Source organism: Methanolacinia petrolearia DSM 11571 (genome assembly GCF_000147875.1).
Classification (GTDB): domain Archaea; phylum Halobacteriota; class Methanomicrobia; order Methanomicrobiales; family Methanomicrobiaceae; genus Methanolacinia; species Methanolacinia petrolearia.
The window spans coordinates 2,705,045-2,724,472 of the sequence record NC_014507.1 but is presented as its reverse complement, the minus strand read 5'-3'; the positions used below and the strand labels follow the sequence as shown (position 1 = coordinate 2,724,472).

The window sequence follows — 19,428 nt, the reverse complement described above, 5'->3', positions numbered from 1 at the left end:
TCAGATTTTTACAGTGAAGTTCTTCACGCCCGGTTTCATATTCAGGGAGACATCGAAGTTCCTGACCGAATGCGTAAGCGCACCCATGCTTATGGCATCGATATCGAGAGCGGCATAATCCTCAAAATTCTTTGCGTCGATCCCGCCTGAAATCTCTATGCAGACCCTACCGCGGAGTCCTGCGTCGGTTATGAGCCCTAATGCCGCAGATACTTTTTCCGGCGTCATATTGTCCAGCATAATAATATCGGCACCTGCCTTTGCATCGGCAAGTGCATCTGCCGGGGATTCGGCCTCGATCTCGATCTTCTTGTATGCTGAATATTCCTTTGCTTTTCTTATCGCATCTGCGGCAGGGCATACTGCAAGGTGATTGTCCTTTATGAGAAATGCGTCTGAGAGATCGTACCTGTGCGGGTCTCCCCCGCCGGCTACAATGGCCTTTTTGTCTATAGCCCTTGCACCCGGGGAGGTCTTTCTGGTTCCGGCTATTCTGATCTTCGGGTTGACCGACCTTGCCTTCCTGACTATAATATCGGTCTTTGTGGCAATTCCACTCATCCTTCCTATTATATTCAGGGCGGTCCTCTCGACAAGAAGAATGGCCTTCGCCTTTCCCCTGATCTCCATCAGTTTCCTTCCTGCAGAGACTCTCTCACCGTCGGATGCTGTAAGTACTACTTTGGCGCCCGCATAGCCGAACAGGAACGCTGTCTCTTCAAGTCCGCATATGATGCCGTCGTCCTTTGAGACGATCTCGGCGTAAGAATCAATATCCGGGACAACAACATCCGATGTCAGATCTCCTCTTTCCGTGTCTTCCAAAAGATAGCCCGTGAGGATCTCCCTGTTTATGCGCATTACTAACTCCTTATTGCTATCATCCTCTCGATCGCACCCCTTGCACGGTTCATCTCCTCTTCGTCAAGTATGATCTCGTAATCTTCTGTCTCAAGGGAATTCCTTAAGATTTCGGGTGTGATCTTCTTCATGTCTTTGCAAACCGACTTTTCGTAAGCGAGAAATTCCTTTTCAGGATATTCCTTCGAAAGCCTGTATGTCATATCCTTCTCGGTAAGAACGGCCCATCTCCCTGCTTCGGAAGCGATCTTCATCATACCGCCTGTGGATGCTACAAAATCGGATTTATCCCTGATACTTTTTTCGCATTCGGGATGGCAGACAATACAGTAGTCCAGCCTTTTTGCCTCCTCCGTATCCCCGATCTCAAAAACTGCATGGACCGGGCAGTGACCGTCGGGGGGAACAGGAATTATCTCTTTCTCAGGCACCTGCTCCTGTACCCATGAGGCGAGGTTCGAGTCAGGCCCGAATATGACCTCCGTCTCTTCCAGTGACCTGACAACGCCTGCTGCATTTGCAGAGGTGCAGGCCACATCCGCTTCGGCCTTGCATTCGGCAGAAGAATTTACATAGACAACCACTGCCGCCCCGGGATGATTCTTCCTCGCCTCTTTTATCATATCAGGAGTAAGCTGGTCGGCAAGCGGGCATCCGGCATCTTTTACCGGTAATATCACTTTCTTGCCGGGATTGAGAATCTTTGCCGTCTCTGCCATGAACTGAACCCCGCAAAGGACGATTAGATCTTCTGTTGCCTCTTTTGCCTTTATGGCAAGCTCAAGGCTGTCTCCTACGATGTCTGCAAGATCCTGAATTGCGGGAGGCTGGTAGTTGTGAGCCAGAATGACAGCTTTCTTCTCTTTTTTGAGTCTCTCGATATCTTCTTTTACGCCCATTGGAATCCTGTCTTTTATTTATGTCCCGATTTTTATTGGTTCTTCCAGGTTTCTCAGCAGTGTTATGATTGATAATGCGGCAAGATAACTTGTTGCAGGATTGTCCGGGCAGGGTTTGTTCTCGATCTTCAGGTAGAAGTTCCCGAAATCCCCCTCTACAATAATCTCGTGGGTGTTCCTCTGAAGGTCCGGGTCGGCCCACAGCTCTACTTCGACATCATGCCCTGTTGCAAGTTCGAGTGCTATAGCCACGTTGATATTCTTCGGGAACTGCCTGATGCACTCGTCCGCTCTTCCGGAGAACACCATCGTCTTCTTGTCCGTTTCGATCCCGAGCGAACGTGGATTCTTGGTTGTCCTGAGCAGGAGCTTCGAAATATTGGAGATCCTTCCGATCTTGAGGTTGTCGAGCCCCATTATTGCGCCGCTGGGGATGTATATTTTTCTTCCTGTCCTCTTTGCGGTATCTTTGAGCTCATTCTTCAGCCCGGGATCAGCGAGCGCCCCGACTGAGAGGATTACGATATCTTTTCCGTTTTCAAGCACCTCTCTGGCAAATTCGTGGACTGCTGTAACGGAAGCCGCCTCAACCACTATGTCGAGGTCTTCTTTTATAAATTCTTCAAAAGATGAAAACGATCCGGCACCTGTTAGCTTTGATATTTCTTCAGCCCGCCGGGGCATCAGATCAAAGCAGGCTTTTATTGAAAAGCCTTCAGTCTCCTTTGCTATGACATGTGCCACATTTCCGCATCCCAGGAGGCCAACCTTTATCATTGTTACTTATTGCTGCTTATTTACGGTTAATTGTTGTGATGAGTGATTAAAGGTGGTAATATTCTGAATTTAACCAGTATGGAAATACTAAAGTAAGATGGTGGCGATAGTCCTATGTGCTTGGCATAGTTGCGAATCGGAGACGGCACCATAATGATGCCGATAAAGACAGCAATGCTGACTGATAATAGGTGCAGGTGTTCTAAGATATATAGTCCTCATTATAAATATTCTTTTTTAAATATTAATTAATATATTCGGGGTTCGATCTCTTTATAATAATAATATTATCTATATATTATTTTATTTGATCATATTAATATAATATAAAAAATAACCTCCCAATCGTGGTGTTTCACGTGAGGATTGTGGTCGTTGGCGATAAATCATATTGACCGGTCAACATTATTTTCCCTTGATCTATGACCGTTGAAAACCACACAGAATAGTACATCTAAGGAGGGCATTTTATGTCAGAACTAAAAACCATTGAATCCTTTCTGTCGGCATTGAATAATGGTGACAGGACAAAAGGTCTAAACCCCGCAGAATTCGGGCAGGAATTCCACGGGATAGTCAATGAATTGAACACTCTTCAGGACGGCTTTACAGCGCTGTATGCCATTGATGACATTCTCAGCGATATGTCAAACAATGATTACACCCGAAAAGTAGACAATAATTCTTTAGGAATTTATAAAAAATTATCCACGTCTGTCAACCTTGTTCAGCTTCGCCTGCTGACTCTGCAGCAGGCGGCAGAAGACATCTCTGCAGGGAACTTTTCCGATCTTGATAAATTCAGAGGTATAGGCGGCGGGGCGGGAAAGAGATGTGAAAATGACAAAATCGTTCCTGCATTTATATCCATGATGGAAGCGATAAGCAACGTCACTCTGGAAGTCGAAGTGATCGGTGAAAAAATTTCGGACGGAGATGTTTATTATCGCGGAAAGGCGTCGGATCATAAAGGGGAATTCAGCGAGATCATAAAATCCGTAAATAATGTAGCGGATGCCTTTTTAGTTCCGATAAAGGAATCGATAAGGGTCTGCAGCAGTTATGCCGACGCTGATTTCTCAGAGCGTTTTTCCTCTTCGGTTGAAATGAAGGGCGCCTTTGAGAATTTTAAAAACGCGATTAACAATATCGGAGAATCGGTATCAGAGAGTCTTGCCTTAACAAGCAACGTAACAATGCAGGTGGTTTCCAACTCGAGTGAGGTTACAAAGGGAACCGACGAGGTTGCAAAGGCAACCGAAGGCGTTGCAAATTCGAGCCAGAAAACTGCTGATCTGACAAACGATCTTTTAAAGAGCATCGATGATATTACCCGGCAGATTGCCGATCTGTCCGCTTCAAACGAGGAGATTGCGAGCACGTCACAGGAAGTTTATACCGCGGCCAACCACGTCGTAGAGATCGGTAAGCAGACGCAGGATCTTGCAAACGGCACCAACGATAAGATGAGCAGTGTCGAGAAGATCGCGAGCAAGAGCGTTGAAGAGATAAGAGCATTGAACGATCAGATAAAGGAAGTCGGAAACGTTGTCAAACTCATAAACGACATAACCAGTCAGATCAATCTTCTCGCACTCAATGCGGCAATAGAAGCAGCCCGTGCAGGCGAACACGGAAGGGGTTTTGCCGTTGTCGCCGGCGAGGTCAAGAACCTTGCAGCAGAGGCAAGATCTGCAACTGATTCTATCGGAAATGTCGTATCTGCAGTTCAGGCGGGCAGTGAGAATACTGCAAAGGCCATTATGACTGCTAATGACGAAATTATTGAAGGTGTGGACAGCGTTAACAAAACATTGCAGGCACTGAATACGATCATCCAGAACGCCGGCCAGGTGACCCACGATGTCGGAGAGATCACGAAGGCGATCGAGGATCAGGCAAATATTGCTAACAATGTCGTAATCTCTGCCGAAAAAGGCAATAAGATGACTAAAGACGTCCAGAAAAACGCCCAGGAGCTTGCTGCACTTGCAGAGGAATCAAGTGCTTCCGTTGAGGAGATCGGAAGTGCGATCCATGAGGTGAATGAACTAATTAAGAAACTGGATGAAGCGAACTCGCACTTCAAATACTGAATGGAGTGATTTTGATGGAGATCATTGACGTCGTTCAGTTTCAGCTTTCGGGTACAAGTTATGCAATAGATATCAAAACCGCGAGGGAGATCGTGGAGATGATGCCGATAACGCCGGTACCGAGGGCACCGCCTCATATTGCGGGGATTATCAATCTAAGAGGGGAGATCACAAACATAATGAATCTAAGCCGTCTTATGGGCTTAAGTTCCGAAAATAAACAAGAGGGCCAGAAAATAATCGTGCTTGTTCCTGAGGCTGCCGGAGGTTCAATCATCGGTCTTATAGTTGATGATGTACACAGCGTCCTCCAGGTAAACCAGGATGATATCGATAAGATGGATGCATCAATCTCAAAAGAGGCCTATGTGAAGGGGATTATCAAGACCGGGGGATCGGGGGACGGGAAAAAAGACCTTGTAATATGGATAGACATTGAAAAGCTTCTGTCGGAGACTCTTTGTAGCGGGGAGGCAGTAGTCTGAAATTAAAAGGGTGAAGCGAATCTGGAGGCTCCGGGAAATAGCCTTTATATAATATATACTGTAATTCCAGGGATATCCGGAGGACATACAGAAAATAAATCCTCCAACTTTACTTCACCATTTACAGGACTGCAAGAGATAAAATGACAACCAAAAGGCATCTTCTTACTGTATTGCTATTTATAGCCATATTTGCCGGCTGTGTTTTGCCGGGCGAATCCATGGCATCGCTGTATTCAGATCAGTCTTCATCCGGAATTTCACCACTCAATGACTATACTGCTGTAGGGACGATCCTCGTTCTGTCATTTACCATGGTTCTTTTTATAACATTTTTTTACTCCGGCAGGCTTAAGACGAGCCAGAACCTGCTGAAAAAGCTTTGTGAAGAAAGAGAAGCCTTCAGCACCGAGGTTGCCGAACGTCTGAACAACACCTTTGCCGTTATCAGCAGTCTTGTCTCTATGCAGATTTTAAATTCGAATGAAGAGGAGACAAAGCAGAAACTGAACGAGATCAACAACAGGATAATGGCCATTTCGCTGGTGCATCAAAATCTTCTGCACTCAAAAGGTGTTTCCAAAGTGAATGTCCGTGACGCATTTACAGGTCTGGGAGAACAGCTGGTTCAGACTTATTTCCTTGCCGGAGATATCGATTATAACTTAAAAGGGGATGAATGCTATATCGGTATGGCCCAGGCCGTACCTCTGGGTATCGTGATGAATGAAATTGTCAGTAATTCTTTGAAATTTGCGTTTGTGGACAGGGCTTCAGGGGAGATATGTGTTGAATACAAATGCGAAAAAGGCACCTTCGAGTTGTGTGTCAGCGACGACGGTGTGGGCATTCCCAAACATCTGCTTCACGGGAGGTGTGAGTCCCTGGGCTTTAACCTTATACATGACATAGTGTCCATGCAGCTTAAGGGAAGTGCCGATTTGCAGAGCGAATCCGGAACGAAGTGGATTATTCATTTCCCGGCGGAGTGCGGTTTAGATATTTAATTCATTGAATTTAGTATCCATAAACCGCTTTTCCATGTTCGTTTCGCCTGCATCACAACGTATTTAAATCATAGAATCGGAAATTATAATCAATGTGTGGTGAATGTTTTTTCGCCGGTGAATGCTTTTATCTCTGATAGCAACGGCACTGAAATCCGCACATCTGAAAGATCCGCTTCTCCTGTGCAAATGAACGGCGCAGCCGGGGCTCTTCTTATATCGTCAGTTCTTTTTGAATTTTTTAGCTCATTTAGCAGCTTATTTAGCTATTTTGCTGATTTTAGCTATTTCTTCGGCTATTATTTCAGCTGGTTGACCCGCACCTGAAATCCATCTGCTTCGTAAAAACTCCGCAGGCTTTTTGGGTGCTGAAATCGGTTATGATAAATTAGAGAGTGATAATTATGCGTGGAAAAGAGATTAGACTTGAAAGGATAATGAGACGGGACACAGGAACGACGGTCATAGTCCCGATGGATCACGGTGTCACGTCAGGCCCTATTCCGGGTCTGATAGACCTGGACAGGAGTGTTGAACTTGTCGCCCGCGGCGGTGCCAATGCCGTAATCGGGCATATGGGTCTTGCATTGCACGGTCACCGGAAGGGCGGTCCCGATATTGGCCTTATACTGCACCTTTCGGCGAGCACGGATCTCGGGCCCGATCCGAACGACAAGGTTCTTGTGAATACAGTACAGAATGCACTGAAAATGGGAGCGGACGGTGTATCGGTCCACATCAACATCGGTGCGGAATCCGAGGCGAGGATGCTTCAGGATCTCGGCTCGATTGCAATCGAGTGCATCGAATGGGGCATGCCGCTTCTTGCGATGATGTACCCCCGCGGAAAAAAGATTAACGACGATAATATGGTAGATTCCATTAAGATCGCGGCAAGGGTGGCATCCGAACTCGGTGCAGATATTGTGAAGACAGTATACACCGGAGACCCCGATACTTTCCGCGAGGTCACCGAAGGATGCCATGTGCCTGTAGTGATTGCAGGTGGTTCGAAGTCCGACGACCTGACAACCCTGAAGCTCATCGAGGGTTCGATGGAGGGTGGCGGTGCCGGTGTTTCGATCGGCAGGAATGCGTTCCAGCACAAATACCCGGACAAATTCGTACGTGCTGCAACTATGATAGTGCACGAGAGGCGCTCTGCAGAAGAGGCGATGGAGATCCTCAAACAGGATTGAGGCGAAAAAGGAGAGAAAAATGATTGGAAAACAGATTCGTCTTGAAAGGATAATGAACAGGAATACGGGGCGTGCGGTTATAATCCCGATGGATCACGGGTTCACGCTCGGACAGATAGAGGGCCTGGGCAACATGCCGGAGATAATATCAGCGGTAGCAGAAGGCGGTGCGAACGCGATTGTCCTGCACAAAGGAATGGTCAAGGCAGGCCACAGGAAGCACGGGAAGGATATCGGGCTCATTGTCCACCTTTCGGCGAGCACTTCTATGAATCCTGATCCGAACGACAAGGTGATGGTGTGCACTGTCGAAGAGGCAATCGCACTCGGTGCTGATGCTGTATCAATCCATATAAATCTCGGAGCTCCGAACGAGTCGAAGATGATCGAAGATGCCGGAATGGTATCGAAGCAGTGCACGAAATGGGGCATGCCACTCCTGATAATGATCTACCCACGCGGGCAGGGCATCGATCCGAACTCCCCGCAGGCGGTGGGGCACTGCGTCAGGGTTGCGGAAGAGCTCGGTGCAGACCTGATCAAGACCAGCTACACGGGCGATCCCGAGAGCTTCAGGAAGATAACCGCAGCCTGTTCAGTCCCGGTTCTTATCGCGGGCGGCGAAAAAGCGGGCGACCTCCAGACTCTCGAGACGGTTCTCGACTCCGTCGAAGCCGGTGGTGCCGGAGTATGTCTCGGCAGGAATTCATTCCAGCGTGAAAACCCATCCGCTTTCATCAGCGCCCTATCCAGAGTGGTGAACGGGAAGGCGACACCTGAGGAAGCGATCAGGGACCTGGAGAAACCTGCATGAAATTATTCTGGATCGACCTCAGGGAATGGGATAAGGATGCCGCGACAACGGCTATCGAGAGCGGTGCGGACGCAATTGTTGCAGAGAAGGCAGCAAAGGTCAGAGAGCTCGGGCTCATCAAGATAATCTCCCCCGACGGAGACCTCGTCCCCGGCAGGGATGTGTACGAAGTCGAGATCACGGATAAAAAATCCGAAGAAAAAGCCGCAGAGCTTGGAAAAAAGGGTTATGTCATAGTCTCGACTACAGACTGGACGGTAATCCCTCTTGAAAATCTCGTTGCGCAGTCCGACAGGATAATCGCCGCTGTATCTGATGAGAAGGAGGCCGAAACTGCTCTTGGCGTACTGGAAGGCGGTGTTGCAGGAGTACTGCTCAAAAACAGCGATCCCAAAGTGATAAAGTCGGTTTCATCCCTCGTGAAGAAGTCGGGGGGGAAACTTGAACTCTCGGTATTCACCGTAAAGTCGGTTACATCCGCCGGAATGGGCGACCGGGTCTGCGTAGATACATGCACCATGATGCATGACGGCGAGGGAATGGCTGTCGGTAATACGTCATCGGCGTTCCTTCTGGTTCACGCGGAGACGCTTGAAAACCCGTATGTCTCCCCGAGACCCTTCAGGGTGAATGCCGGTGCAGTCCACTCTTATGCACTTGTTGCGGGAGGAAAAACCTCGTATCTCTCCGAGATCTCGGCAGGCGACCGGGTACTGATAGTAAACAGTGCTGGCGAAACAGAGGAGGCGACCGTCGGGCGAGTAAAGATAGAGAAGAGGCCGCTTCTTCTCGTGGAAGCCGAACCGGAAGGCGGCGGAGCCCCGATATCCGCGGTTCTCCAGAACGCCGAGACGATCCGCCTGATGAGGGAGGATGGTAGCGCCGTATCCGTAATCGACCTGAAACCAGGTGATCGTATCCTAGGGCGGATGGAGAAGGGCGGAAGGCACTTCGGGCATGCCATAGAAGAGACCATACTCGAGAAATGAGGCCAGATCTATGAACAGTATAGGCATCATCGGCGGAAACGGAGGGATGGGGCGCCTCTTCTCGTCAGTCTTTTCAAGGGCCGGCTATGAGGTTTCTGTATCCGGGAGGAACACCAGGCTCTCGAACAGGGACCTTGCGGAGAGCTGCGACATCGTTATGGTCTCGGTCCCGATAAGGGCGACGGTGGGCGTAATAGATGAGATCGCTCCTGTCATGAAGCCGGAGCAGGTGCTGTGCGATCTTACGTCCGTAAAGACGATGCCCGTTCAGGCGATGCTCAAATCGAAGGCTTCGGTTATAGGCTTCCATCCCATGTTCGGGCCGAAACTCCCCGGAATAAGAGGGCAGAATATCGTTGCGACTCCTGCAAGGTGTCCGGATGAGATACTCTCCGTCTTCACGTCGATCTTCGCTTCGGAAGGTGCACAGGTCACTATTATGACCCCGGAGGAGCATGACCGTGTGGTGGCGGTCGTCCAGGGGCTCGTTCATTTCGCAACACTCGCAGTCGCCGATGCCGTCAGGACGAGCGGGACCGATTTCGAAAAGATCCTCTCGGTCATGAGCCCTGTGTACAGGATCGAAATGGGTCTTATAGGGAGGATACTCGGCCAGAGCTCCGACCTGTACGGTGACATCCTTAGGATGAATCCCGAGGTCATGCCTGTGCTTAACAGCTTCTCTGATTCGGTCGAAAAACTCCGGGAATCTGTTGCCTCCACCGATGAGAAAGAGTTTCAGGCCTTTTTCAACGGTAACAGGGAATGCTTTGATGAATACATCCCCCTTGCAACGAGGGATACGGATGCCCTGATCGAGGCGCTGGTGAATCTCACATGAAGTGCGCAGTCCTTGGACCGGAAGGGACGTTCTCCCACGAAATGGCCCTGAAAGTGTGCGGCAGGGATATAATGCTCTGCCCGACTATCGGGGTGGTCTTTGCAGAAGTCGCCTCCGGAGGATGCACCGGAATAGTTCCGCTTGAGAACAGCGAAGCCGGCGGTGTAGGCGAGACCCTTGACGGGTTCATGAAGACCGACTGCCACATAACTGCCGAATACTATCTCCCTGTCAGGCATCATTATGCAGCCGCTGTCCCCGTGGGAGAAAAACCGTCATGCATCTATGTGCACCCCCAGTCTCACGGGCAGTGCAGCCGTTTTGTCGATGATCTCGGTGTTCCGGTAATTCATACGGCGAGCAATGCGGCGAGTGCAAAGGCCGCAGCTGAAAAACCGGGAACTGCGGCGATAACCTCCGCCCCTGCTGCGGGGATACACGGCCTGAAGATAATCAGGGAGAACGTCCAGAACTCGGACAACAACGTGACTAGATTTGTCAGAGTAGAGAAAGGGCCTTATCCCGGGGGATACCCGTATGATTCGCCAGACTGCAGAAAATGCAGCATACTGATCGATCCGCTGGAGGATCGTCCCGGCCTTCTTTACGAGATCATCGGTGTCTTTGCAGCCATGGGGATCAATCTTTCCAGGATCGAGTCCAGACCCTCGAAGAGAGGTATGGGAAGCTATGTCTTCTTCATCGATTTCGCCATGACTTCCTATTCCGGCGATGCGGTCCGGCGGCTGAAGGAGATTACCTTCGTCCGGGAGCTTGGGTGCTATTCAGGAACGGAGGTCGTCTGATGGACGGGATCGTTATCAACCGGCACCGGGATGTCGATCTGACTTTCTCTGCCCCTCCGTCGAAGAGCTATACCCACAGGGCGTTGTTCTGTGCGGCCCTTGCCGACGGCATATCGATAATAGAGAATCCTCTGTATTCCGGCGATACGGAGGTCACGTGCAGGGCCCTGGGGCAGCTCGGAGTCCGGACCGAAAGAACGGCAGACGGGATTATCGTTGACGGGTGCGGCGGCGTAATGCCCCCCGGCGGCGATGTAACGATCGACTGCGAGGGCTCTGGCACTTCGCTCCGCTTTCTTGCGACATTTGCCCTCCTTTATCCCGGCAGGGTGACGCTTACCGGAAGTCCGAGGATGAAGGAGAGACCTGTCGGGGAGCTTACCGGGGCACTGAGAGAGATTGGGGGAGATATCCGTTTTACTGAAAGACCCGGATTTCCCCCTGTCGAGATATCGGGAGAGCTCTCCGGGGGAAGCGTGTCGATCGATGCATCAAAAAGCAGCCAGTTCATATCCTCGATGCTCATCCCGGCGCCGTATGCAGAAGATCCTGTGGATATCATTCCTGAAGGTCACGTAGCATCCGAATCCTATCTCGACATCACTGTAGATGTAATGGAGAAGTTCGGTGCGGCGGTTGAACGAATGCCGGATGGCGGATTTCATGTGCCGTCCGGTGCATACGTTCCACGGGATTACAGGGTTGAGGGAGATTATTCTTCAGCCTCGTACCTGTTTGCAATCGCCGCAATATGCGGTGGAACCGTTACCGTGAACAACCTGAACCCGGATTCCGTCCAGGGGGACACCGCCTTCGCCGGGGCGCTTGCCTCTATGGGTTGCCGGGTAACAAAAGATGCCGGTTCGGTAACGGTAACGCGAAAGGGCCCTCTTTCGGGAGTAGATATCGATATGTCCTCATCGCCCGACACTGTCCAGACTCTTGCAGCCGTAGCGGTATTTGCGGATTCACCCACGAGGATAACCGGAGTTTCGCATCTCATATACAAGGAGAGCGATCGCATAGGAGCGATTGGGCGGATGGTCGAGGGATGCGGTGCCGGTTTTGAATATAATGATAATGAAGGCGAGATCGTGATAACACCCGGTAAGATTCACGGATTTGTCCTCGATCCCGTGGACGATCACAGGACCGCGATGTCCGGTGCGGTAATCGGTCTCGGTGCCGGCGGAGTGACTATAAAAGACCCTGAGTGCGTGGGGAAGTCGTATCCCGGTTTCTGGGACGAACTCAGGAGGGCCGGCCTTTGAATAAGAGAATCATTCTCACCGGATTCCGCGGTTCGGGCAAAACAACAGTCGGTGAGATGCTTTCGGAGAGGACGGGTCTTCCGTTTTATGATACCGATGAAATGGTCGAGGCCGAATGCAGGATGCCTATCCCCGAAATATTCTCTAAAGAGGGGGAGGATGCCTTCAGGAGGGCGGAATCTAAGGTAATCCGGGAGCTTAATCTTGAACCATGCATAGTTTCGACCGGTGGCGGTTTGATCCTGAACCCTGAAAACGTCATGAACCTCAGGCGTGACTCTCTTGTTTTTCTGCTCAACGTCTCCCCTGAACTCGCCGGGATGAGGATCTCGGGCAGCGAACGCCCGTCTCTTACGGGAAAATCTGTTGGGGAAGAGGCCGCCGGCCTGATATCCCGGAGGATGCCGTATTACAGGATGGCTTCGGATTTCTGTATCGATGCCGGTCTTGCTCCTGAGGAGATCTGTGACAGGATAGGCGGGATCATGAATTATGGTCCCTGCACGGTGGAGGAGCGTACAAAGGCAGCCGGATTTTTCAAAAATTCCCCGATGTCTGAAGAGATGAGGGAGAGAACCCTTTCGCGGATCGGGCTTGCAGGTGCGGTCCCATTCTGTGCAATAGCCGGGAATCCCTGCCTCCACAGCAAAAGCCCGCAATTATATTCAGCGCTCTTTGCCCGCTACGGCATAGATTCGCATTACACATATATGCAGGCTGACGACATACGGACTATTGTTGAGGTCATGAAAACGGCGGGAATGAAGGGTCTTTCTGTCACAATACCGTTCAAGGAGGATGTCATGGAATGCCTTGACGAAACCGACATCCATTCGCAGAGGATCGGGGCGGTCAATACCGTCCTGAACTCCTGCGGCAGGCTTTACGGGACCAATACCGACTGGATAGGAATCCGCGAGCCGCTTCGTGCTTCAGAGGGTAATACTGCGGTCGTCTTCGGTGCAGGCGGTGCCGCAAGGGCAGCCGTATACGCACTGATGGATCTCGGGAAGGAAGTAACCGTCATAAACAGAACCGCCGGGAGAGGACTTGCGCTGGCAGAACATTTTGGGTGTTCCTTCTCATCACCTGAAGACTTCAGGCCTGAAGAGACGGAGATCGTCGTAAATGCGACATCCCTCGGGATGGGAGGAAAGGGTTCTCCTATGGCAGAGGATCAGCTCAGGTATCATATGACCGTCTTCGATCTCGTCTATACTCCGCCTGAGACTCCTCTGCTTAAGATGGCAAAGAAAGCGGGATGTAAATGCATTCCCGGCACAGAGATGTTCATATACCAGGCAGCTGAACAGTTCAGGCAGCTGTTTGGAATAATCCCGGATACCGGAGAGATAAGAGAGGTTATACAGAGATGAATACGACAGGCAGATTCTTCCGCTGCACGACGTTCGGTGAAAGCCACGGCAGGGCGATAGGTGCCGTCGTCGACGGCTGCCCTGCGGGGATAGAATTCTCCGACGAGGATGTAATGCCGCTGATGGAAAGAAGGAGGCCGGGAAAGAGTCCGCTCTCCACTCCACGTTCCGAGACGGACCAGGTGGAGATCCTTTCCGGTGTCTTTGAAGGCGTTACCACAGGGACCCCGGTTGCAATGATAATCAGGAATGAAAACTTCAGGTCCGGGGATTACGACGAGTTAAAGGACATTTTCCGCCCAGGCCACGCCGACTATACCTATCAGAAGAAATACGGTATCCGCGACTACCGCGGCGGCGGCCGCAGTTCAGGACGAGAGACTGCAGGGCGTGTAATGGCTGGCGCCCTTGCTATGAAACTTCTCAGGTGCGAGGGTATAACGGTTGACGGAAGGATACTCGAGATACACGGCGAAACCGACCCGGCCATCTTTGAGGAGGCGATCCTCTCGGCAAAGCGATCGGGTGATTCGGTCGGGGGAATTGTTGAGGTCTCGGTTAAGGGCTGTCCGGCAGGTCTCGGGGACCCGGTGTTCGGGAAACTCGACGCATCGCTTGCAGCAGCAATGATGTCGATAGGCGCAGTCAGGGGTGTGGAGATCGGTGACGGTTTTCTCTCCGCAGGAGCACTCGGGAGCGAGAACAACGACTGCATGGATGAATCTGGTTTTCTCTCAAACCACTGCGGCGGAATTCTCGGCGGGATCTCGAACGGAAGCGAGATTGTCGTCAGGATCGCGGTAAAACCCACTCCATCTATAGAAATGGAGCAGAAAACGGTGGATGTCTCCGGGTCGGAGCGCACTATATCCGTCGGCGGAAGGCATGATCCCTGTATTGTCCCGAGGATCGTTGTAGTTGCGGAATGCATGGCCGCCCTGGTACTTGCGGATGCGTTTCTCTCCCAAAAGATCAGCAGAATCTGAAGTGTAATTCTGTCAGGATACAGGTTCTTTCTTTTTTCTGAATATTACATGCTCCAGCAGCATCACTACGATCACTCCCATCACAAAGCCGTTTGCAATAACCGGCCTGACCAGTGGCGGGAACGCCTCCGCAATCTCCGAAGGGATGAAGGATATCATGGTGCCGATGATTACAGGCAGGCCGACGATAATTCCGGACTCGTATTCAAATTCCCTCCCCGCAGTCTCTTTGAAGAACACATACAACGCGGCCGAAAACTGGGCCGCCAGAACATAGATTAAGACGGCTCCTATGATTACGGAAGGAACCAGGGTCATGAGGGCTACCAGGTCAGGCAGAAAGGCGATTGCGGCCATTATAATGGCTGCCGGTACAAGAGTCCATTTGGATGCGCAGCGAGTTTCAAGTATCATCCCGGCGCTTATCGAATAATTGACCCCGCCTATCACCCCGAAAAGCCCGGATGCGATATTGGCGATTCCTGTCGCGATTATGCCGCGTTTGTATCTTCCCTGCATCGATCTTTCTTCGATCACCTCGGCAATCGAACGTATCGAACCTATATCGTTTACAATTACTGCAAGATAGCAGATCAAAAATGAGATCAGGACTCCGGGTTCGACAGTGAATCCTGTGGGAAATCCGGTGGTAATCCCGGAAAGTCCGTAGTACGTGATCTCTGTGGGATTATATGCAAAGATCAGGCTGTAGATGAGAGTCCCCGGTATCAGCACCCAGAGAAAGAGCGTTGCCCTGATGATCCTTCCGCCGAATCTCTGCGCAAGATACATCCCCGCCAATACCGCAAGTCCGAAGATGAGGGTGTACAGGCTTCCTGAACTTACTCCTGAAGAGATGAACATTGGAGTAATTACCGGAATCAGCGTGAACGAGATCAGTAAGAGGACAACGGTGATCACCCTGTACGTAAAGAGCCTGCTGATGTAAGCCAGCAGCCCCGTTGAGGCGATCAGGACTCCTGCGGCGGCTGCAACAGCCATCGAACCGTAAATAACCCCTCCCGTAAAACCGGTTGATGAAGAAATTCCTATAAGCAGGGCTGCTGACGGTCCGAAGACAAGCGGAAGCCTGTGTCCTGCGAATATCTGGAGTACCAGTGCTGCCGCAGTTATCAGCAGGACTTTCTGGATGAATGCAACCGTAACCGCACCGTTTCCGCCCTGGATATTTTCAATCAGCATTGCAAAGCTGAGGATATATGCAACTGAGATAACCGCCCATTGTATCCCTGCCGGTAAAGCAACGGATAAAGGAGGTCTTTCGTCAGGGCCGTAAAGGAATTTCATCTTCAGTTACTAATCCGGAAATAATAAAAAAGGTGAATCGCATTGAAGCGATTTTTTTCTTCAGTCTTTTCAGTTTGTCTCAGCTGCCACAGCAGCGGAAGCGCCCTTGCCTGCCAGACCTGTAATGATCATGAATATTCCCCAAACCATGGCGAATATCGAAATTACCTGGATCATGATGCCTGTTCCGAGAATCGGGAACATCAGAATGTAAAATCCAATAATGAGTGCGAATACTCCGGCAATTGCGAGAAGAATCTTGTATCCGGTTCCTGCACTGCCCGTAAATGCCATCCATATGTCCGAAAAGGCGATCATTAACATCCAGAATGCAATGAGGTATGTTGTCAGCAGGAACGCAGCCAGGGCACTGGTTACAATCAGGAACCCGATTATAATTCCGATAATAGCAAGAAGTATCAGTGCTATCGAAGCTCCGGCTCCTTCCTTGCTTTTAATTCCCTGGACAAGCGTAATAATGCTGTAAATGATTACAAGGAATCCAATAAACAGTCCGAAAAATTCTGCAAACCAGAGAGGCATCGCAAATGCAAGCCCTCCAAGAATCAGGGCACAGATGCCCATCAGAACAAAGGTCCACCACTCGGGTGTGAAATTCATCGGATTTCCAAGAAATCCGGATTCATTATCCATAATTTTATCCTCCTTTTATTCTCAATTCTTTTTGTAGCATAAATTATTTTCGAATTATTGGGAGGAGATCGTTTATTTGTTTCATTAATATATTCATACCAAAAACCTTTTTATTCTATATTGAAACTAGTATATTACAATGGGATTTTGGATTGCCGCTCTTTTGGGTTTTGTCTCGATGGTTGTAATCACCTGGCTCCTTAAAGATCCATATCCGTTATATTCGTCATTAATCGGCCCCCTTTGCGGTGGTTTCATCGCGGGAATTGTCCTTGGCGAAGGTATCGGTGAAGGTGCAAAGGTCGGCTTTATCTCGGGAGTCTTCGGCGCCCTGCTGGTTTCAGTGATAATCCTTATAACTGGGACCGCCCTGTTCGGAATTATCGGGACTGTAGTGGGTGCTCTTATCGATCTTGTGATATTGATCTTCGCAACTCTTCTCTTCGGGATTCTCGGCATGATTGGAGGAGGAATCGGCGGGATATTCCGCAATAAATGATAAGAGATGATCAGGCCGAAATATCAGGTTCCTCAGCTTTAATCCCGGATATCAAACATCTTTTCTTATAGTCCGACATATCTGGTAGTAATCTCATGGGCCGTGATGATTTTCTTATAAGGGAATACAGAGAGAGCGATTTTAATACCATACTTGAGATGGAATCGTCAAGAGGCGGAGATCCGTATTCACATGCTGTTTTTATACGGCAGATGGCGGTTCTTTTCCCTCAATTATTTATTATTGCTCTCAATACAGAGGGTGACATTATCGGGTATACACTAGGAGGCATAAGTGCAGGTGAACCGAAATCCGGCCTGGTGATGAGGATATTTGTAGTCCCTGCTTTCAGGAGATGCGGGGCGGGGCGGCTGCTTATGGAAGAGCTGGGAAAGCGGTTCTCACACGGGGTAACTTCAGTATCACTGACCGTATCACCTTCAAACGAAGAAGCCGTCAGGCTTTATGAAAAACTTGGATTTGCAAGGTCCGATTATATAGAAGATTATTTCGGGAAAGGTGAAGACCGGATCGTCATGACTGCGCCATATGGCGGAAAAATTCAGGCTGAACGAAGTTAAACAGGATATTATTGCTTATGCAACTGTTGCATGAGCAACATTGATACCATCTTCTGATCAAACCTGTACCTTCATGCAGGACATTCTGAATAAGGATATTCCCCTCGGAGGTCTCTTCTCTATAATATACCGGTCGCGGAATATCTATCTCAATAATTCTATGAATACTACAGGGCTTTCCCAGGGGCAGGTCTTTGCCCTGATCACCCTTTCAAAAGAGAACAATATCACACAGGACAGGATCGCCGAATTATTCTATCTTGACAAGGGCACCGTCGCCCGTGCTGTCCGCAAACTCGAAGACTCGGGATACATCTGCCGGACGCAGGACCCGGATAACCGCAGGGCACACAGGCTGAGCCTCACCGAAAAAGGGGAAAAAATTCTTCCTTACATTAAAGAAATCGCGAATAAATGGGACAAAGATGTCTGCAAGGGCTTTTCACCGGAAGATCTTGATAAATTCAACTCCTTGCTGAGGACCATCTGCGAAAGGAGCCTTCTTTCGGCAATGGAGGTCCCGGGATACGGGGATCGTTTATGATGAAGGACGAAAATCCTTTAAGCAGTGCCGATCCCAGGGAGGAAGAGATAACAAAGGGAGTCTCAATTCTGGTAGGCGAACCGAAAGCTGCCATAAGATCAATGGCCTGGCCTATCTTTGTGGCGATGTTTCTCCTGACGATGTACAATATCGTAGATGCGATATGGGTCGCGGGCATCAGCTCCGACGCACTTGCTGCAATCGGTTTCGTCACTCCTGTCTTTATGATAGTCGTAGGGTTCGGAAACGGAATCGGTGCCGGAGTCACATCCTTAATTTCAAGGAGAATCGGTTCTAAGGACAAAAAAGGTGCGGACAGTGCTGCGATACATTCATTGATCCTTGCTCTGGTCCTGTCGGTTGTATTCACCATACTACTGGTTCCCCTGGCAGAACAGATCCTGCTCATGCTCGGTGCGGAAGACGTTATTGGGCTTACGCTCGATTACGGGAGCATAATATTTTATGGCACCATATTCTTCATATTCTCGAACATCTCCTACTCGATACTACGTGCGGAAGGGGATACGAAGAGGACGATGTATGCGATGGCCATCTCGGCAGTCCTGAATATGATCCTTGATCCGATATTCATCTATACCTTGGGAATGGGAATTGCAGGAGCCGCAGTTGCAACGATACTGTCCGTTGCCGTAGTAAGCCTGGTAATTTTGTACTGGTTCTTTGTCAAAAAGGACACATATATCAGTTTCAATTTCAAGGATTTCACTCCCGATTTTGGAATTATAAAGGGTATTCTTTCCGTAGGGATTCCTGCAAGCCTTGAATTCGTGATAATGTCGGCTTTAATGATCATTATCAACTGGATGCTTGTTATTGTCGGGGGAACCGATGCCGTTGCAGTATATACCACCGGATGGAGGGTTGTAATGTTTGCAATCATACCGCTGATAGCGATTGCAACCTCACTCGTCGCAGTCGCCGGGGCTGCATACGGCGGCAGGTTCTACAGCAAAATGCATGAGTCGTATTATTACTCATTGAAACTGGGTTTGATCATCTCGCTGTTTACTGCGGCGATAACATGGATCTTCGCTCCCCAGATCACACTGATCTTTACATATTCAGGGGAGTCGGCTCATATCGCTCCGACCATCATCGCCTTCCTGCAGACGATGTGCTTCTTCTACATATTTGTCCCTCCGGGAATGATGTCGGGATCATTGTTCCAGGCGGTAGGTAAAGGTGTAAATTCCCTGATAATCAATCTGCTGAGGAGCCTCGTCTTCAATGCGGTCTTTGCATGGGCGTTTGCATTTGTTCTCGGCCTTGGCCAGGCAGGAATCTGGTGGGGAATTGTCGCCGGAGATATCGCGGGGGGTATGGTGGGCTACCTGTGGGCATCGGCTTATCTTAGAAGAATCCTGAAGTACGAGGATAAAGCCAAGGCTAAAGCTACCGGTTCTGTGTAAAA

At 49.8% G+C, this 19,428-nt stretch carries 20 protein-coding genes; 15 read left to right on the top strand and 5 right to left on the bottom strand.

Going from position 1 to position 19,428, the window contains the following annotated elements; translation table 11 throughout:
- Genes nadC through nadX form a run of 3 tightly spaced genes read right to left on the bottom strand, consistent with a single transcriptional unit; the run spans position 1 to position 2,537 of the window.
- Entirely contained in the window at positions 1-861 is an 861-nt protein-coding gene (gene nadC / locus MPET_RS13690; RefSeq protein WP_013330628.1) for a carboxylating nicotinate-nucleotide diphosphorylase, read from the bottom strand.
- A 2-nt stretch (positions 862-863) separates the two neighbouring features.
- Complete coding sequence (gene nadA, locus MPET_RS13685) at positions 864-1,760, bottom strand: quinolinate synthase NadA (RefSeq protein WP_013330627.1); 897 nt, start codon at positions 1,758-1,760, stop codon at positions 864-866.
- A gap of 18 nt (positions 1,761-1,778) precedes the next feature.
- Complete coding sequence (gene nadX / locus MPET_RS13680; protein WP_013330626.1) at positions 1,779-2,537, bottom strand: aspartate dehydrogenase; 759 nt, start codon at positions 2,535-2,537, stop codon at positions 1,779-1,781.
- Positions 2,538-3,007: 470 nt separating this feature from the next.
- Here nadX and MPET_RS13675 point away from each other — a divergent pair, with 470 nt between their 5' ends.
- The 11 genes from MPET_RS13675 (at position 3,008) to MPET_RS13625 (ending at position 14,407) form a co-directional block, all read left to right on the top strand.
- Complete coding sequence (locus tag MPET_RS13675; RefSeq protein ID WP_013330625.1) at positions 3,008-4,633, top strand: methyl-accepting chemotaxis protein; 1,626 nt, start codon at positions 3,008-3,010, stop codon at positions 4,631-4,633.
- 14 nt (positions 4,634-4,647) lie between these two features.
- Positions 4,648-5,118: a chemotaxis protein CheW gene (locus MPET_RS13670; protein ID WP_013330624.1), complete on the top strand. Its 471-nt coding sequence runs from the start codon at positions 4,648-4,650 to the stop codon at positions 5,116-5,118.
- Between the two features lie 143 nt (positions 5,119-5,261).
- Positions 5,262-6,125, top strand: coding sequence for a sensor histidine kinase (locus MPET_RS13665; RefSeq protein ID WP_013330623.1), 864 nt, complete (start codon positions 5,262-5,264; stop codon positions 6,123-6,125).
- Between the two features lie 404 nt (positions 6,126-6,529).
- Positions 6,530-7,324 (top strand): 2-amino-3,7-dideoxy-D-threo-hept-6-ulosonate synthase, encoded by a 795-nt coding sequence (locus MPET_RS13660; protein WP_013330622.1) that lies wholly within the window; start codon positions 6,530-6,532, stop codon positions 7,322-7,324.
- A gap of 19 nt (positions 7,325-7,343) precedes the next feature.
- The gene (locus MPET_RS13655) at positions 7,344-8,138 is read left to right on the top strand and encodes a 2-amino-3,7-dideoxy-D-threo-hept-6-ulosonate synthase (protein ID WP_013330621.1); all 795 of its coding nucleotides are present in this window, start codon (positions 7,344-7,346) and stop codon (positions 8,136-8,138) included.
- The gene (locus tag MPET_RS13650) at positions 8,135-9,127 is read left to right on the top strand and encodes a 3-dehydroquinate synthase II (RefSeq protein ID WP_013330620.1); all 993 of its coding nucleotides are present in this window, start codon (positions 8,135-8,137) and stop codon (positions 9,125-9,127) included. Before MPET_RS13655 ends, MPET_RS13650 begins: the two co-directional genes overlap by 4 nt.
- 10 nt (positions 9,128-9,137) lie before the next feature.
- A complete protein-coding gene (locus MPET_RS13645) occupies positions 9,138-9,968 on the top strand; it encodes a prephenate dehydrogenase/arogenate dehydrogenase family protein (protein ID WP_013330619.1) in 831 nt (276 codons plus the stop codon).
- Positions 9,965-10,774 (top strand): prephenate dehydratase, encoded by an 810-nt coding sequence (locus tag MPET_RS13640; RefSeq protein WP_013330618.1) that lies wholly within the window; start codon positions 9,965-9,967, stop codon positions 10,772-10,774. Before MPET_RS13645 ends, MPET_RS13640 begins: the two co-directional genes overlap by 4 nt.
- Complete coding sequence (aroA, locus tag MPET_RS13635) at positions 10,774-12,045, top strand: 3-phosphoshikimate 1-carboxyvinyltransferase (RefSeq protein WP_013330617.1); 1,272 nt, start codon at positions 10,774-10,776, stop codon at positions 12,043-12,045. The genes MPET_RS13640 and aroA overlap by 1 nt, the downstream gene beginning before the upstream one ends.
- A complete protein-coding gene (gene aroE / locus MPET_RS14715) occupies positions 12,042-13,421 on the top strand; it encodes a shikimate dehydrogenase (protein WP_013330616.1) in 1,380 nt (459 codons plus the stop codon). Before aroA ends, aroE begins: the two co-directional genes overlap by 4 nt.
- Positions 13,418-14,407, top strand: a complete 990-nt coding sequence (locus MPET_RS13625; RefSeq protein WP_013330615.1) for a chorismate synthase — start codon at positions 13,418-13,420, stop codon at positions 14,405-14,407. The genes aroE and MPET_RS13625 overlap by 4 nt, the downstream gene beginning before the upstream one ends.
- A 12-nt stretch (positions 14,408-14,419) precedes the next feature.
- Here MPET_RS13625 and MPET_RS13620 read toward each other — a convergent pair whose 3' ends face one another.
- Together MPET_RS13620 and MPET_RS13615 are read right to left on the bottom strand one after the other, a co-directional pair.
- Positions 14,420-15,715, bottom strand: coding sequence for a uracil-xanthine permease family protein (locus tag MPET_RS13620; RefSeq protein WP_013330614.1), 1,296 nt, complete (start codon positions 15,713-15,715; stop codon positions 14,420-14,422).
- A gap of 69 nt (positions 15,716-15,784) precedes the next feature.
- The gene (locus tag MPET_RS13615; RefSeq protein WP_013330613.1) at positions 15,785-16,369 is read right to left on the bottom strand and encodes an HdeD family acid-resistance protein; all 585 of its coding nucleotides are present in this window, start codon (positions 16,367-16,369) and stop codon (positions 15,785-15,787) included.
- A 139-nt stretch (positions 16,370-16,508) separates the two neighbouring features.
- Between MPET_RS13615 and MPET_RS13610 the strand changes: the two genes are divergently transcribed.
- The 4 genes from MPET_RS13610 (at position 16,509) to MPET_RS13595 (ending at position 19,426) form a co-directional block, all read left to right on the top strand.
- On the top strand, positions 16,509-16,868 hold the full coding sequence (locus MPET_RS13610) for a DUF5518 domain-containing protein (RefSeq protein WP_013330612.1): 360 nt from the start codon (positions 16,509-16,511) through the stop codon (positions 16,866-16,868).
- Between the two features lie 95 nt (positions 16,869-16,963).
- Complete coding sequence (locus MPET_RS13605) at positions 16,964-17,449, top strand: GNAT family N-acetyltransferase (protein WP_013330611.1); 486 nt, start codon at positions 16,964-16,966, stop codon at positions 17,447-17,449.
- Positions 17,450-17,522: 73 nt separating this feature from the next.
- Positions 17,523-17,993, top strand: coding sequence for a MarR family winged helix-turn-helix transcriptional regulator (locus MPET_RS13600; protein WP_013330610.1), 471 nt, complete (start codon positions 17,523-17,525; stop codon positions 17,991-17,993).
- The gene (locus MPET_RS13595) at positions 17,990-19,426 is read left to right on the top strand and encodes an MATE family efflux transporter (protein WP_013330609.1); all 1,437 of its coding nucleotides are present in this window, start codon (positions 17,990-17,992) and stop codon (positions 19,424-19,426) included. Before MPET_RS13600 ends, MPET_RS13595 begins: the two co-directional genes overlap by 4 nt.
- Positions 19,427-19,428: the final 2 nt, after the last annotated feature.